Annotated in this window: 12 protein-coding genes; 5 read left to right on the top strand and 7 right to left on the bottom strand. The window is 71.4% G+C overall.

The window, feature by feature from the left end; genetic code table 11:
* Positions 1 to 57: 57 nt before the first annotated feature.
* Entirely contained in the window at positions 58 to 1,251 is a 1,194-nt protein-coding gene (glgA, locus tag ACN27D_RS26175; protein ID WP_358173016.1) for a glycogen synthase, read from the bottom strand.
* A gap of 94 nt (positions 1,252 to 1,345) precedes the next feature.
* On the opposite strand from glgA, the gene glgC reads away from it, so the two are divergent.
* Positions 1,346 to 2,578: a glucose-1-phosphate adenylyltransferase gene (gene glgC / locus ACN27D_RS26180; RefSeq protein WP_091423661.1), complete on the top strand. Its 1,233-nt coding sequence runs from the start codon at positions 1,346 to 1,348 to the stop codon at positions 2,576 to 2,578.
* 35 nt (positions 2,579 to 2,613) lie between these two features.
* Complete coding sequence (pgm, locus tag ACN27D_RS26185; protein ID WP_091423665.1) at positions 2,614 to 4,257, top strand: phosphoglucomutase (alpha-D-glucose-1,6-bisphosphate-dependent); 1,644 nt, start codon at positions 2,614 to 2,616, stop codon at positions 4,255 to 4,257.
* Positions 4,258 to 4,263: 6 nt separating this feature from the next.
* On the opposite strand, the gene ACN27D_RS26190 is transcribed toward pgm, so the two are convergent.
* Positions 4,264 to 5,193 carry an NAD(+)/NADH kinase gene (locus ACN27D_RS26190; protein WP_358173012.1) on the bottom strand — a complete coding sequence of 310 codons (930 nt, stop codon included), beginning with the start codon at positions 5,191 to 5,193 and terminating at the stop codon, positions 4,264 to 4,266.
* Between the two features lie 98 nt (positions 5,194 to 5,291).
* On the opposite strand from ACN27D_RS26190, the gene ACN27D_RS26195 reads away from it, so the two are divergent.
* Both ACN27D_RS26195 and ACN27D_RS26200 read left to right on the top strand, forming a co-directional pair.
* Positions 5,292 to 6,161 carry a GNAT family N-acetyltransferase gene (locus ACN27D_RS26195; protein ID WP_421500240.1) on the top strand — a complete coding sequence of 290 codons (870 nt, stop codon included), beginning with the start codon at positions 5,292 to 5,294 and terminating at the stop codon, positions 6,159 to 6,161.
* Positions 6,158 to 7,216, top strand: a complete 1,059-nt coding sequence (locus tag ACN27D_RS26200) for a DegT/DnrJ/EryC1/StrS family aminotransferase (RefSeq protein WP_421500241.1) — start codon at positions 6,158 to 6,160, stop codon at positions 7,214 to 7,216. The genes ACN27D_RS26195 and ACN27D_RS26200 overlap by 4 nt, the downstream gene beginning before the upstream one ends.
* A 43-nt stretch (positions 7,217 to 7,259) precedes the next feature.
* On the opposite strand, the gene ACN27D_RS26205 is transcribed toward ACN27D_RS26200, so the two are convergent.
* A complete protein-coding gene (locus tag ACN27D_RS26205; protein ID WP_357208523.1) occupies positions 7,260 to 7,901 on the bottom strand; it encodes a sugar transferase in 642 nt (213 codons plus the stop codon).
* A complete protein-coding gene (locus ACN27D_RS26210) occupies positions 7,898 to 9,184 on the bottom strand; it encodes a glycosyltransferase (RefSeq protein ID WP_421500242.1) in 1,287 nt (428 codons plus the stop codon). Before ACN27D_RS26210 ends, ACN27D_RS26205 begins: the two co-directional genes overlap by 4 nt.
* Before the next feature lie 137 nt (positions 9,185 to 9,321).
* Between ACN27D_RS26210 and ACN27D_RS26215 the strand changes: the two genes are divergently transcribed.
* Complete coding sequence (locus ACN27D_RS26215) at positions 9,322 to 10,311, top strand: NAD-dependent epimerase/dehydratase family protein (protein ID WP_421500243.1); 990 nt, start codon at positions 9,322 to 9,324, stop codon at positions 10,309 to 10,311.
* A 141-nt stretch (positions 10,312 to 10,452) separates the two neighbouring features.
* On the opposite strand, the gene wzy is transcribed toward ACN27D_RS26215, so the two are convergent.
* From wzy to ACN27D_RS26230, 3 genes are all read right to left on the bottom strand, one after another.
* On the bottom strand, positions 10,453 to 11,721 hold the full coding sequence (wzy, locus tag ACN27D_RS26220; RefSeq protein ID WP_421500244.1) for an O-antigen polysaccharide polymerase Wzy: 1,269 nt from the start codon (positions 11,719 to 11,721) through the stop codon (positions 10,453 to 10,455).
* A 373-nt stretch (positions 11,722 to 12,094) separates the two neighbouring features.
* Positions 12,095 to 13,453, bottom strand: a complete 1,359-nt coding sequence (locus tag ACN27D_RS26225; protein ID WP_421500245.1) for a lipopolysaccharide biosynthesis protein — start codon at positions 13,451 to 13,453, stop codon at positions 12,095 to 12,097.
* A gap of 114 nt (positions 13,454 to 13,567) precedes the next feature.
* Positions 13,568 to 14,806, bottom strand: a complete 1,239-nt coding sequence (locus ACN27D_RS26230; protein WP_421500246.1) for a glycosyltransferase family 4 protein — start codon at positions 14,804 to 14,806, stop codon at positions 13,568 to 13,570.
* Positions 14,807 to 14,820 lie beyond the last annotated feature (14 nt).

The following is a 14,820-nucleotide window of genomic DNA, read 5'->3' on the forward strand; positions in this document are numbered from 1 at the left end:
CCGGCGACTGTATCCGCCGCCCCGTGCCCGGGCGGGCTGTCAAGAAGGTGCCCTTCCTTACACCCCCACGGAGCGGTACACCTCGATCGTCTGCTCGGCGATCGCCTGCCAGGAGAAGTGCTCCACCGCGCGCCGCCGCCCCGCCGCCCCGAACGCCGCGATCCGCTCCGGGTCGGCCAGCAGCTCGTTGATCCGCGCGGCCAGGTCGGCCACGAAACGCTCCGGGTCCAGCGGCGTGCCGGAGCCGTCACCGGCCTGCTCGATCGGCACCAGCAGCCCGGTCTCGCCGTCGGCCACCACCTCCGGGATGCCGCCCGTGGCGGTCGCCACCACTGCGGTCTCGCAGGCCATCGCCTCCAGGTTGACGATGCCCATCGGCTCGTAGACGGACGGGCAGGCGAAGACCGTGGCGTGGGTGAGCACCTGGATCACCTCGTGCTTGGGCAGCATCGCCGCCACCCAGACCACCCCGGACCGGGTCGCCCGCAGCTCCGCCACGAGCCCCTCCACCTCGGCGGCGATCTCCGGGGTGTCCGGCGCGCCGGCCAGCAGCACGAGCTGGGTGTCGGCGGGCAGCTCCCGGGCCGCGCGCAGCAGGTACGGCAGGCCCTTCTGCCGGGTGATCCGCCCGACGTAGACCACGCTGGGCCTCCCCGGGTCGATGCCGAGCCGGTCGAGCACGTCGGTGCCCGGGTCCGGGGCGTACTGCGCGGTGTCGATGCCGTTGTAGACCACGCGTACCCGATCGGGGTTCACCGCCGGGTAGGCGGTGAGCACGTCGCGGCGCATGCCCGCGCTCACCGCGATGATCGCGTCGGCCGACTCGAAGGCGGTCCGCTCGCACCAGGAGGAGAGCGCGTACCCGCCGCCGAGCTGCTCGGCCTTCCACGGGCGCAGCGGCTCCAGGCTGTGCGCGGTCACCACGTGCGGCACCCCGTGCAGCAGCTTCGCGGTGTGCCCGGCCAGGTTGGCGTACCAGGTGTGGCTGTGCACCACGTCGGTGCCGGCGGTCCCGGCGGCCATCTCCAGGTCGACGCCCATGACGCGCAGCGCGGCGTTGGCGCCGGCGAGCGGGGCCGGTTCGGCGTACGCGGTGACGCCCTTCTCGTCGCGGGGCGCGCCGAAGCAGTGCACCCGCACGTCGGCGAGCCGGCGCAGCTCACGGGCGAGGTATTCCACGTGCACCCCGGCGCCGCCGTAGACCTCCGGCGGGTACTCGCGGGTGAGCAGGTCGACGCGCATCGGTGCCATGCCCGCACCCTAGTGCAGAGCGCCACGTCGCACCGGGTGCGCAAGTGTGGGCGTCCGAGTGGTGAAGTCGGTTCGGGGTGGTTAGCGTCTGAGCATGGCTGCCAAGGTGCTCGCGATCGTCCTGGCCGGCGGGGAGGGCAAGCGCCTGATGCCCCTGACCACCGACCGGGCGAAGCCCGCCGTCCCCTTCGGCGGGATGTACCGCATGGTCGACTTCGTCCTGTCCAACCTGGCGAACGCCGGCTTCCTCAAGATCGTCGTGCTGACCCAGTACAAGTCCCACTCGCTGGACCGCCACATCACCAAGACCTGGCGGATGTCGACGCTGCTGGGCAACTACGTCACGCCGGTGCCCGCGCAGCAGCGCCGCGGCCCGTGGTGGTTCGCCGGCTCGGCCGACGCGATCTACCAGAGCTTCAACCTGATCAACGACGAGCAGCCCGACTACGTGATCGTCTTCGGCGCCGACCACATCTACCGGATGGACCCCCGGCAGATGGTCGAGGACCACATCGCCTCCGGCGCCGGGGTCACGGTGGCCGGCATCCGGCAGCCGCTCGCGACGGCCGACCAGTTCGGCGTGATCGAGGTCGGCGAGGACGGCAAGCGCATCCGCGCGTTCCGGGAGAAGCCCACCGACGCGGTCGGGCTGCCCGACGCGCCGGACGAGATCTACGCCTCGATGGGCAACTACGTGTTCACCACCCGGGCGCTGTGCGAGGCGGTCGAGCGCGACGCGGCGGACAAGACGAGCAAGCACGACATGGGCGGCAGCATCATCCCGATGCTCGTCGAGCGCGGCGAGGCGAACGTCTACGACTTCAAGGACAACGAGGTGCCCGGCAGCACCGACCGCGACCGCGGCTACTGGCGGGACGTGGGAACGCTCGACTCGTTCTACGACGCGCACATGGACCTGATCAACGTGCACCCGGTGTTCAACCTCTACAACTTCGAGTGGCCCATCTACACCGAGCAGCCGCCGTACCCGCCGGCCAAGTTCGTGCACGCCTGGGGCGAGCGGGTGGGCCGCGCGGTCAGCTCGATGGTCTCGCCCGGCTCGGTGATCTCCGGCTCGCTGGTGGAGAACTCGATCGTGGCGCCGAAGGTGAAGGTGCACTCCTGGGCGCACGTCGACGGCGCCGTGCTGATGGAGGGTGTCCAGATCGGCCGCCACGCGGTCGTCCGGCGCGCGATCCTGGACAAGAACGTCCACGTCCCGGAGGGCGCCGAGATCGGCGTCGACCTGGAGAAGGACCGCCAGCGCTACACCGTGTCCGACAACGGCATCGTCGTCATCGGCAAGGGCCAGCGCGTCGAGCCCTGAGCAGTCCACACCGCATCACCGAGGAGGATCCCGCAGTGGCCCACCCCCGTGCCGGCCAGCCCGCACAGCCCGCCGACCTGGTCGACGTGCCCCGGCTGGTCACCGCCTACTACGCCGAGCACCCGGACCCGGACGACCCGGCGCAGCAGGTCTCCTTCGGCACCTCCGGGCACCGCGGATCCAGCCTGCGCAACGCGTTCAACTCCGACCACATCCTGGCCGTCACCCAGGCGCTCTGCGACTACCGCCGCGAACAGGGCCTGGACGGGCCACTGTTCCTCGGCCGGGACACCCACGCGCTCTCCGCGCCCGCCGAGGCCGACGCGCTGGAGGTGCTCGCCGCCAACGACGTCACAGTGCTGCGCGACAGCCGCGACGGCTACACCCCGACCCCGGCGGTCTCGCACGCCATCCTCACCCACAACCGGGGGCGCACCAGCGGCCTCGCCGACGGCATCGTGATCACCCCGTCGCACAACCCGCCGTCCGACGGCGGGTTCAAGTACAACCCCACCCACGGCGGGCCCGCCGACACCGACGCCACCAAGTGGATCCAGGACCGCGCGAACGCCATCCTCGCCGCCGGGCTCAAGGAGGTGAAACGCATCCCGTACGCGCGGGCGCGTGCCGCCGCCACCACCGGCGAGTACGACTTCCTCGCCCGGTACGTCGACGACCTGCCCGCCGCGCTGGACATCGACGCGATCCGCGACGCCGGGGTGCGCATCGGCGCGGACCCGATGGGCGGGGCGAGCGTGGCGTACTGGGGCGAGATCGCCGAACGGCACCGCCTCGACCTCACCGTGATCAACCCGCTCGTGGACCCGACGTGGCGCTTCATGACGCTCGACGGCGACGGCAAGATCCGGATGGACTGCTCGTCGCCGAACGCGATGGCCTCGCTGATCGCCGCCCGGGACGACTACGCGGTCTCCACCGGCAACGACGCCGACGCCGACCGGCACGGTATCGTCACGCCCGACGGCGGCCTGATGAACCCCAACCACTACCTGGCCGTGGCGATCGGCCACCTGTTCCGTACCCGGGAGCAGTGGGGCCCGGCCGCGGCGGTGGGCAAGACGCTCGTCTCCTCCTCGATGATCGACCGGGTCGCGGCCGACCTCGGCCGCCCGCTGCTGGAGGTGCCGGTCGGGTTCAAGTGGTTCGTGCCCGGCCTGCTCGACGGCACCGTCGGCTTCGGCGGCGAGGAGAGCGCCGGCGCGTCGTTCCTGCGCCGGGACGGCGGCACGTGGACCACCGACAAGGACGGCATCCTGCTCTGCCTTCTCGCCGCCGAGATCATCGCCACCACCGGCCGTACGCCGAGCGAGCACTGGGCCGAACTGGCCGACCGCTTCGGCGCGCCCGCGTACGCCCGGATCGACGCGCCGGCCGGCCGGGAGGAGAAGGCGGTCCTGGCGAAGCTCTCGCCGGAGCAGGTCACCGCCACCGAGCTGGCCGGCGAGCCGATCACCGCGATCCTCACCACGGCACCCGGCAACGGCGCCGCGATCGGCGGCCTCAAGGTGACCACCGAGTCGGGCTGGTTCGCCGCCCGCCCCTCCGGCACCGAGGACGTCTACAAGATCTACGCCGAGTCGTTCCAGGGCCCGGAGCACCTGGCCCGGATCCAGGAGGAGGCCAAGGCGCTGGTCGACGGCGTGCTAGCCACCGCCTGACCCGGCTCAGCGGGGCGGGGGCAGCTCCCGGCGGTTGAGCTGCTCCCGCAGCCCGTCCGGCAACAGCTCCCGCAACTGGTCCGGCAGCAGCGGCAGGTCCAGCAGGCTCAGCTTGAGCTGGTTGCGCTCCTGGTAGCGGCGCGGGTCGAGGCGGACCACCCGGCCGGCGTCCTTGACGTACCGGATGTGCACCGAACCCTCCGTCGCCGCCTGCCGGATCAGCAGCCCGTCCATCTCCACCGCCACCGGCGCCGAGTCCGCGCGCAGCTCCAGGTGCACCGTCTCGTGCGCGGAGAGCAGCACTGAGCGGGAGATCCCGGCCATCGGCGCGGACGGTGTCACCACCATCGCCTCGGTGGCCGGTGAGATCAGCGGCCCGCCCGCGGCGTAGCTGTACGCGGTCGAGCCGGTCGGCGTGCTCACCACCAGCGCGTCGCACCGGTAGTAGCCGTACCGCTGGCCGTCCACCGCCAGGGTGGCCGTGACGAAGCCGGCGCCGGGCTGCCGGACCAGGGCGATGTCGTTGAACGCCACCACGTCGTCGCCGCAGACGTCGCAGGCCAGGCAGGCGTGCGACTCGATGGTGAAGTCGTGTTCCACCAGCCGTTCCAGCGCCCGGGGCAGGTCCGGCGGCTCCACCTCGACCAGGAAGCCGAGCCGGCCCAGGTGCACGCCGAGCACCGGCTTCGGGTCGCGGACGGCCATCCGCAGCGCGCCCAGCATGGTCCCGTCGCCGCCGATGCTGATCAGCGCGGCGCAGCGGTCGGCCAGCTCGTCTGCGGCGACCGCCTCGACCGAGGGGGGTACGCGCGCCCGGTCCTCGGCGCGTACCGCCAGGGTGATCCGGTGCCGGGCGGCCCAGTCCGCGATGGTCCCGACCACCTCGGAGACGTCCCGGGTGGGGTGCAGCACCAGCCCCAGCACATCGCCCGCCACCGGTACAGCTCACCACACCGGGACCGGACCAGGCCGGGACCGGGCGGCGGTGATCCGAAATCCCCCTTTGGGGTGGTAGCGGACACTATGGTGTGAACATGCCGGTCCCGTATGGTGCCCAGTCGATCGTCCCATTCCCGAGCGTCGCGGTGGCGTCCCGCGCGAACGCCGCATCCGGGGTCCGGGTCCGCCCGGCCACCGTCGCGGACGCGGACTGGCTGGCGGAGGTCAGCCGGGCGTCGTTCGCGCGACATCTGCACGACTACCTCACATCGGCCCAGCCCGGCGTCGGCCGGTTCTGGGAGGTCGTGCTCGCGCACCCGGAGTCGTTCCCCGGCCGGTGCTTCCTGGTGGCCGAGGACGAGGACAGCCGGCGGCTGGGCTTCGCCGACCTGACGCGGGTCGAGCCGGGCCTGGCGCACCTGTCCTACATCTGCGTGGTGGAGGCCGCCCGCGGCCGGGGCGTCGCCCGGGAACTGCTGCGCGCGTACGCCCGCGCCCACTCCGACCTCCGGTCGATGCGGCTGGACGTGTTCGCCGACAACGCCCCGGCCCGCGCGCTCTACGACCGGCTCGGGTTCACGGGCGACGCCACGACCACCTGGTGGGTCGCCGACCTCGCGCTCGGCGGGATCGCGCCCGCCACCGACGTCCGCTTCGAAGGGCTGCACGCCGCCCGGGCCTGGCTCGACACGTACGGCTTCGGTGAGCTCACCGTCGTCGCGGGGGACGCCACCCACGTACTGGGGCGGCCGAGCGCGCGGGTGCTGCGGTGCTTCGACCCGGCGACGCTGCGACGGCCGGCCGTCGTCGCCGCCGTGGTCCGGGCCTTCCCCGGCATCGACCGCGTCCTGGTCATGGCACCCGGCGAGGACGCGCCGCCCAGCGCGGTCGGCCCGCTCCGGGCCGTCAACCGCTCACTCAGGATGTCCACCTCCGAGATCCGCGCCAGACTGGAGCTTCCGTGACGCAGACGATCCCCAAGACCGCCACCGACCCGGCTGCCTTCCGCACGCCGAGCCTGTTCTACCGGGCGGCCCGGGAGGGCATGCGCGACCTGCTCGCCCAGCCCGGGGTCTGGCGCGGCGAGCGGCGCGACATCCTGCTTCCCTCGTTCATCGGATGGTCCGCCAACGAGGGCAGCGGCGTCTTCGACCCGGTGACCGAACTCGGGCTCCACCCCGGCTTCTACGACCTGACCGAGGACCTCGCGGTGGACGTGTCCTCGCTGGAGGCCCGGCTCGCGGAGCGCCCCTACGACGTCGTGGTGGTCATCCACTACTTCGGCCGCACCGAACGGGCGATCGGCCGGATCCGGGAGCTGACCGACCGGCACGGCGCGCTGCTGCTCGAAGACCTCGCGCACGCGTGGTTCACCCACGCGCTCGGCGGGCCGGCCGGCCGCACCGGCGACGTGTCGCTCTACTCCCTGCACAAGATGCTGCCGATGCCCGGCGCACGTGGCGGGATGATCACCTACCGCGACCCGGGCCGGCTCACCGGTCAGCGGGAGACCGAGCCGGACCTGTCCCGGCACGTGCTCGACCACGACACGCTCGGCATCGCCGCGCGGCGGCAGGAGAACTTCCGCGCCCTCACCGCGCTGCTGCGCGGCCTGCCCGAATTCGGCGTCGCGTTCGAGCTGATGTGGCCCGACTTGGCGCCGGACGACGCCCCGCAGACGCTGCCGGTGCGGATCCTCGGGACCGGGCGGGAGAACCGCGACCACGTCTACGCCGAGATGAACCGGGAGGGCTTCGGCATGGTCAGCCTCTACCACACGCTCATCGCGCAGTTGCGGGATCACCCGTCGATGGCCCGGCTGTCCCGGCAGATCATCAACTTCCCCGTACACCAGGACGTCGCACCGGCCGATTACCCGGCGCTGGTCGCGAGCTTCCAGCGGGCGCTGGGCACACTCCCCGAGCGCGGCACGCTCGCGCCTTCGGGACGTCCGGCGGCGCCGGCCCAGAGCGGCGCCTCGGCGCCGCGACCGTCCGGCGTGCCCACCGGTTCGGCCTGAACGCGTGTCGGTGCCCGCCCGGCGCGGGCGGGCACCGACCGGCTCAGCGGACGCCGGTGAGGCGCCGTTCCTGGTCGAGGTCGAGCATCTGCGCCGACGGGTCGACCGCCACACCGGAGGCGCGCAGGACCTTGCCCGCGGTCCGCGCGAGGATGCGCAGGTCGAGCCAGAGGGACCAGTCGAGAACGTAGCGGACGTCCAGTTCCAGTCGCTCGGTCCAGGCCAGGTCGTTGCGGCCGTTGACCTGCGCGAGCCCGGTGATGCCCGGCCGCACCTCGAAACGCTTGCGCTCCCGGTCGGTGTACCAGGGGTCGTAGCGCAGCAGCAGCGGCCGGGGACCGACCAGGCTGAGATCGCCGCGGAGCACGTTGACCATCTGCGGCAGCTCGTCGATGCTCAACCGTCGCAGCGTCCGGCCGACGCCCCGGCAGCGGACCCCGTCGGGCAGCAGCCGGCCCTCCGCGTCACGGTCGTCGGACATCGTCCGGAGCTTGAGGACCCGGATGCGGCGCTCGTACCGGCCGGTGCGTTCCTGGCGGAAGAAGACCGGGCTGCCGAACTGGGCCAGGACGAGCAGCGCGGCGACCGCCACCACCGGCGCGGTCACCACGAGCACGACGAGCGCCACCGTGATGTCGATGAGCCGCTTGAGCCGCAGCTCGATCGACCGCCGGCCGGGGCTCACCGGGAGTGCGCCTTCCCGGCGGCCTGCGGGGCGTACTCCCCGGGTGGTCCGCCGACGCCCGCGGCGTGCTCGATGACCTCGGCCATCCGCACCGCGGAGATCCGGTTGTCGAAGTGCCGGTGCGACCGCTCGCGGGCGCGTACGCCGCGCTCGGCGAGACGCCCGGACCGAAACTCGGCGTACGCGTGCTCCATGGCCTGCGCCAGGGCGGCCGGGTCGTCCCGGGGGACCACCCACCCGCAGCTCTCGTCCACCGTCTCCGGCAGCCCGCCGGCGTCACTGACGATGCTGGGCACGTCCAGCAGCGCCGCTTCGGGCGGCGCGCCGTGCCCCTCGCTCAGCGACGGGCTCACGCTGAGGTCCGCCGCCCGGTAGTAGGGCCGCACGTCGTCGGCGGTGTCGATCCAGCGGACGGAGTGGTCGTCCGCGACCCCGAACCGGCGGATCAGCTCCTGCCGGTGGTCCTCGCCGGCCTGGTCCGAGCCGCCCCCGACGAGCATCAGCACCGCCTCGGGGTGCCGGGACCGGATCTCCTGCCACGCCGCGAGCAGGACGTCGTGGCCCTTGAACGCGCGGTCCCGGTGCGCGGCGAGCTTCCGCGGTGGATAGACGTACGCCACCATGATCACGACGAACTGGTCCGGGCTCAGCCCGAGATCGGCCCGGCACTTCGCCCGGGCCTCCGCCCGCGTCGCCGCCGTGTCGTCCGGGAGGTCGGCGGTCGCCCAGGCCAGGTTGAGCCCGCTGGTCACGGCCGGCCGGCGCGACGCCGGTACGCCCAGCTCGCCGTAGAGGCGGGAGGTGTAGCGGGTGCCGCAGATGATCGTGCGGTCCAGCCGCCAGAGCAGCCGCTCGACCATCCGGACCGCCCGTGACTCCAGGAACGCGGGGCCGGCGACGAACTGCACCCGCGCCAAGGGCAGGCCGACGGTCGCGAGCCGCGCGCCCAGCGTGGCCGCGTACAGGTGGTGGTAGAGCACCTGGGGCCGCAGGCGGCGGACGAGGCGGCGCAGCCGCCACAGCTCGGACAGCGTGGTGAGGCTGGGCCGGAAGCGGAACGAGAACGGCGACGCCACCGTCCGGATCCCGGCCTCGGCCAGGCGGTCGTTCAGGCGCCCGCCGGGTGGGCAGATCACCACCACCTCGTGGCCGCGATCCCGCAGGGCGCACGCCTGCGGGATGGTCCAGAGTCCGCCGTAGTTCGTCTTGACGATGACGGCGACGCGCAGTGACCGGCGCCCGGACGGGTCGCCGGCAACGCCGGACCGGGGATCGTGCCTCACGTGGTTCGCCTCCAACGGTCGGCGCGGCGTCGTTCGCCGCTCCACCCAGGGCAACGAGCTTTGTGGTGTTTAGTAACCAACGTCGGATTCTCTCGTTGGCCCTGCGGAGAGAGCACCGGCGAGCGGTAGGAGCGCACGTGAGAGTCGTCGTCACGGGAGGCGCCGGTTTCATCGGTTCCAACCTGGTGCGGGCCCTGTCGGAAACGGGCCGGGTCGCCGAGATCGTCGTCGTCGACGACCTCTCCACCGGGTCGATGGAGAACCTGCGCGGGCTGCCGGCCGAGGTGCTGATCGGCACCGTGCTGGACCCCGCGCTGCTCGACCGCGCGATGAGCGGCGCGTCGAGCGTGGTCCACCTCGGCGCCCTCGGCTCGGTGCCCCGCTCCATCGACGACCCGCTGCGCAGCCACCACGCGAACGCCACCGGCACCCTGACGGTCCTCGACGCCGCCCACCGCAACGGCGTCCCGCAGTGCGTGCTGGCCTCCTCGTCCTCCGTGTACGGCGCCAACCCGGTGCTGCCGCGCCAGGAGGGCCTGCGGCCCATGCCGGTCAGCCCGTACGCGGTGTCGAAGCTGGCCACCGAGGCGTACGGCATCGCGTTCGCCAACTGCTACGGCATGGCGGTCCTGCCGTTCCGCTTCTTCAACGTCTTCGGGCCCCGGCAGGCGGCGAACCACGTGTACGCGGCAGTGGTCCCGCGGTTCGTCACCGCAGCCCTGGAGAACCGGCCGTTGCAGGTGCACGGCGACGGGCGGCAGTCCCGGGACTTCACCTACGTGGGCAGCGTGACCTCGGTGATCGTGGACGCCGTCCTGCGACAGGTGGCGTCCCCGGACGTGGTGAACCTCGCGTTCGGCGCGCGCATCTCCCTGCTCGACCTCATCGCCGAACTGGAGACCGTTCTGGGCCGGCCGTTGGAGGTCGTGCACGTGCCGGCCCGGCCCGGTGACGTACGGGAGTCCCAGGCCGACCACACACGACTGCGCGAGCTGTTCCCGACCGCGTCGCCGACCCCCTTCGCCGAAGGGTTGCGGGCTACGGTCGAGTGGTTCCGGTCGGGGGAGGCCCTGACAGCAGGCACCGTGCCGGCGCAGGGGCAGTCCGTCAGCGCGCCTCTTTCCTGAGGCGTATCCACGCGCAGTTGCCCATGGCGAGCCGGTCGTTGAGGCGGCGGCGCCAGAGCCGACGGCCGCGACGGCCGCAACAGCCTCCGGCACCGCCGGTCCCGGTCTGTCGAAGGTGCACGCGCACCGGCGTTCGTCCCACTATCCCGATGTCCGGGCCGGCTGGCGGGGTGTGTCGGTCGACCCGGACGTCGGCTCGCGCCGCACAGTGGCGTGCATCGGAGCCGGCATGGTGCCGCTCCGCACGAATCCCAGACAGATCACGGCGTAGAAGACGGCACCGTACAGAAGGGTGTTGAGGAAGGTGATGCTCTCGCCGCGGAAGCCATACATCCAGTCGACGGTGTAGAGGATGCTCGCGTAGGCGAACACGTGCCCTCGCCCGGCTCGGAGAAGGATCAGCCGGTGGCCGAGTGTGATCGCGGCGAAGACGAACGGGATGCCGACCAGGCCGAAGTTGAGGTACGCCTCGGCCGTCAGGGAGAATCCGTAGCCCGACGTGGATCCGGGGGCCCACTGGTCGACGAGCCAGTTCATGAGCATGGGACGATCCGGCACCAACGCTGACGGCAGTAGGGCGAGTAACGCCTCCGCATAGCTCTGGCCCGGCCACAGTCGGAGGCTGCTGTCGCCGTACGTCATGACGTAGGTGTCCACGAACATCGTGGAGCCCTCGTTCAAGGCCTTCCCGATGTTCAGTGTGCCCCCGCTCCGAACGGCGCTGAGGTAGGTGGCCGCCACGGCGAATGCGACGCCGGCCAGTCCGAACTTCGGGGGAATGCGCCTCCGCTGGAGCAGAAGAATGTGCATCGCCACGGCGAAGGCGACGAAGAGGAAATCGCGTTCGTTCGTGGCCAGGCAGTAGAGCACGTAGAGGCCGAAATTCAACCAGTACGGCAGTCGCGCCGAGGGCACCGCCCTGGTCAGGAAATAGAGCGAGCAGGCACAGATCTCGAGAGCGAGGTAGCGGTAGTGCAGCGGACCGGCGAGCTGGATCCGTTCGAGCTTGTTGCCGGTAATCATTGCCGGACCGCGCAGCAACAGGATGACGGCCGCGTAGGACGCCATGGCCCAGAGCGCCGCCGGAACCAGCGCGTTCTTCCGCGGGGCGCGGAGTACGGACAGGTCCGGCAGTCGCTCGCGGATCGGCATGAGGAGGGCCACGGCCGCTACGCCGGCGAGGGCCAGCAGTAACGCGAGGCAGGCCTCCTTGATCTTGTCCGGGATGATGCCCACGTAGATCTCATTGCCGAGGGCGTAGTTGATCGCCGGGCCGAGGCCGAAGAAGATGAAGTAGGCGAAGAGGTAGGGCAGGAAGTCGCTCCGGCCCGATCGGAGAAAGACGGCGAGCAGCATCGCCGCACCGAGTGCGAGGGACAGCCAGACCACCAGGCTCGTGCTCAATTCCACGGAGTCTCCAACTTGGTGCGCGACCGGTGCGACGCGTGTGGTGCAACGGGTCGACTTCGGAGTGCCGGCGTTGAGAACGCCGGTGCGTGACTGTGGTGCCCAGTGGACACGACGGCGCAGCGACCCCACCTGTCGAAGTGGCGGGGGTGCGCGCGGGATCGGCGACGAGTGCAACAGTTCACGACGTTCCAATGCCTCAGTGGCTCGCCGTCAATGATGCACCATGACGTCTTCTCCGGGGCGCTGACGTCCAAACAGCAGAAAACTGATTTCGCGGTGTCGCTGTCGAAACTCGAATGAATCGCCGGGCCTCCCGTCGTGTCGAATATTCTTCGCGCCGCCGACTCGGCGAAAACCGCTACCATCTGCTGGATCACGCCCTGTGCCGCGCCGTGGTTGACGGATCGGCGGGCGTCGCGAGCGCGTGGCGGAACATCACCACTTTCAGCACTGCCTCACATCCGAGTGCCACAACCAGTGCCCAGGCCGCTCCGGTCAGGCCGTGGGCCGAGATCAGGGTCAGGCTGACGACCACGTTGACGACGAGCATGGTGAGGCTTGCCGCGAGTTGCCGGCCGAACTTGCGCGTCGCGGAGATCGCGCTGTTGAGGAAGAACAGCGCACCGCTGAAGCCCACCGACGTGGCGAGGATCGCCAGCAGGTGGCCCTGCTGCGCGTAGGTGTTTCCATAGACCAGCCGAAGTGCCGTATCTCCTCCGAGCAGTGCGCCCACGACGGCGCCCGCCCCCAATGCGAGGGACCCGAGGACGAGGCGGGAGGTCAGGGTGGACAGGGCGCGGAGGGCACCGCGGGAGTAGAGCTCCGACATCTTCGGCAACGCTGTCTGGGCGATGCCGGCGAAGAGGATGTTGGTGACCACTGTGGCGTAGGCCACGACTGCGAAGATGCCGAGGGCGCCGGTACCTGATCGATGTTCCAGAAGGTAGCGGGGCACGTTGCCGCTGAAGGAGTTCAGCCCGGATGCCAGGCCGACGGGTAGCGCGATCCGCACCAACGTGCCGGCCCTTCGGATTCCTCCCGGCGGCGCGGGACGGGGCGTGCGCGACGGCCCGCCCGGTTCCAGACGGCGCGCAGCCCACCGGCAGTAGAGCAGGGAGCCGAGCGTCGAGCCGGCGACGGATCCCGTGGCGGTCCAGGCGATGTCCTGGGTGAGGCTGAGCAACACCGCCATGAGTAGCAGGGTCGCGACGTTATTCATGATCATCGAAGTGGCGATCAGCCGCATGCGCAGCAGTTGCTGGAATCGGCCGCAGTAGATGTCGCCGACACCGTCGATGGCCTTGGCGATTCCGATGAGCATGATCACTGTGCCGTCGCCCGAGCCACGCGTGGCAGCGATGACGCCGACAGCGGTCACCGCCACCACCATCGCCGCGGTCCGGAGACGTAGATACTCCCGAAAGGCGAATCGCCCGGACGTGTCGGTCACCAGCACGACCCGCAGTCCGAGACTGGCCAGAAGAATCACCGGTGCGGTGGCGGCGAGGCCGAGTGCGTACTGGCCCACCATCGTGGGGCTGCCGAAACGGGCCAGCAGGGCGATGATCCCCCACTGGGTGACAGCACTTCCGAACAGGCCGAGCAGGTTCCAGGCAACGTTGCCGGTCTGACCGGGAAGGCGTAGGCGGACCCGGCGGAGGGCCGGCCGGAGCGGTTGCGCGGTGGTCGCCACGATCGCCGGCTCGTCGGTGGGGCTCTGGCTACGGACCACGGTTGTCTCCCGACGTGGTTCGCGTCGGACCGTGCCTGCCGAACCGGCTTCCGGAGGCCGACGTGAGCCGTGGATCATCGAGCGGGTTCCCGACCGGGCCGTTCGGCGGATCGGTCACCTGCGCCGAGCCGGCTGCGGACCAGCGGGCTCCGGCCGGGTCATGCCCCGGATGGCACTCTCGGTCGCTTCCCGGACCGAGCGGTAGAAGTCGGCGCGGCGCGGCGTGAGGACGTCCCGCGAGTAGCGCCTCGCCCGGTCGAGGTTGCGACCGGAGGCCGACGCCATCCGCTCGGGATCGCCGATCATCCGGCGCACGGCCTCCGCCAGGGCGTCCGGCGAGTTCGGTTCCACCAGATCGTCGGGGGGTAGTAGCTCGGGGATTCCGCCGACGCGGGTGCCGAGCGCCGGCAGCGCCCGGGCCATGCCCTCGATGAGCGCCTTGGGGAGGCCCTCGGTCCGGGAGGGCATCACGATGACGTCGGCCTCGTCGAGCCGAGCGTGCAGCGGTTCGCCCGGAGCAACCCAGCCGGCGAAGGTCACCTGCTCGGTCACGCCGTGCGCGGCTGCCAACCGCTCCAGATCGGGTCGGTACCGGCCGCCGCCGAGGTGTGTTAGCCGGACACGGACGCCGGACGCGGCCAGGCGGGCCACCGCCAGGATGAGGCAGTCGATGCCCTTGTACAGCTGGTCGAGGGTGCCGACGCTCACCAGGTGGGCCTCGGCTGTCCAACATCGGGCGACCGGACGCGGAGTGGCGACGAAGGCGGTGGGCGGAAGGTCGATGGTGGAGATCGCGGCGGTCACCGCGTCGGGGGCGGCTGGATAGCGGCTCTGGAGGTGCTGCTCCGTCACGTAGGAGACGGCTGCGGCCGATCGGCAGTCCCGGCGTAGCTGGGTGCTGAACTTCTGCCGCAGCAGCGGGCGCAGCGGATGGCTGAGGACACCGGGCCCGAGCACGTCGTACGGGTCCCCGATGACCTCCAGCGCGTACGGCAGCCCCTGCCGGCGGCGGTCCCGGGCGAGCAGGGATCCGAACGCGGACGGCGCTCGGACGATCACCGCGTCGGACGGCCCGGCCGCGGCTGCGACGGCCTGGCCGATGCGCCGGCGTTGCCGGAGGTACTGCCGAGATCCCAGATAGTGCGGCAGGGCGTGCACGTCGACCTGAGGTCCGTCGACGCGCACCATCCCCTCGGGGACGCTGTCCTGGCTGGCGATCCGAGCCATGATCCGGACCTCGTCGAAGGCGCTCAGGTAGCGCTGCCAGAAGCCGTAGCCGGGCACGTACATCGTCCACACCCGTCCGTCCGGCGTCCGGACGAGTCGGGACTCCGTGCTGACGACAACCCTCATTGACGGAAACCTCC

Source organism: Micromonospora sp. WMMD1274, from assembly GCF_049179035.1.
GTDB lineage: Bacteria > Actinomycetota > Actinomycetes > Mycobacteriales > Micromonosporaceae > Micromonospora > Micromonospora tulbaghiae.

Bases quoted from the DNA above. Each gene is read 5' to 3' on its own strand.
- glgA (WP_358173016.1), bottom strand. From the start codon at position 1,251: ATGGCACCGATGCGCGTCGACCTGCTCACCCGCGAGTACCCGCCGGAG.
- glgC (WP_091423661.1), top strand. From the start codon at position 1,346: ATGGCTGCCAAGGTGCTCGCGATCGTCCTGGCCGGCGGGGAGGGCAAG.
- ACN27D_RS26195 (WP_421500240.1), top strand. From the start codon at position 5,292: ATGCCGGTCCCGTATGGTGCCCAGTCGATCGTCCCATTCCCGAGCGTC.
- ACN27D_RS26230 (WP_421500246.1), bottom strand. From the start codon at position 14,806: ATGAGGGTTGTCGTCAGCACGGAGTCCCGACTCGTCCGGACGCCGGAC.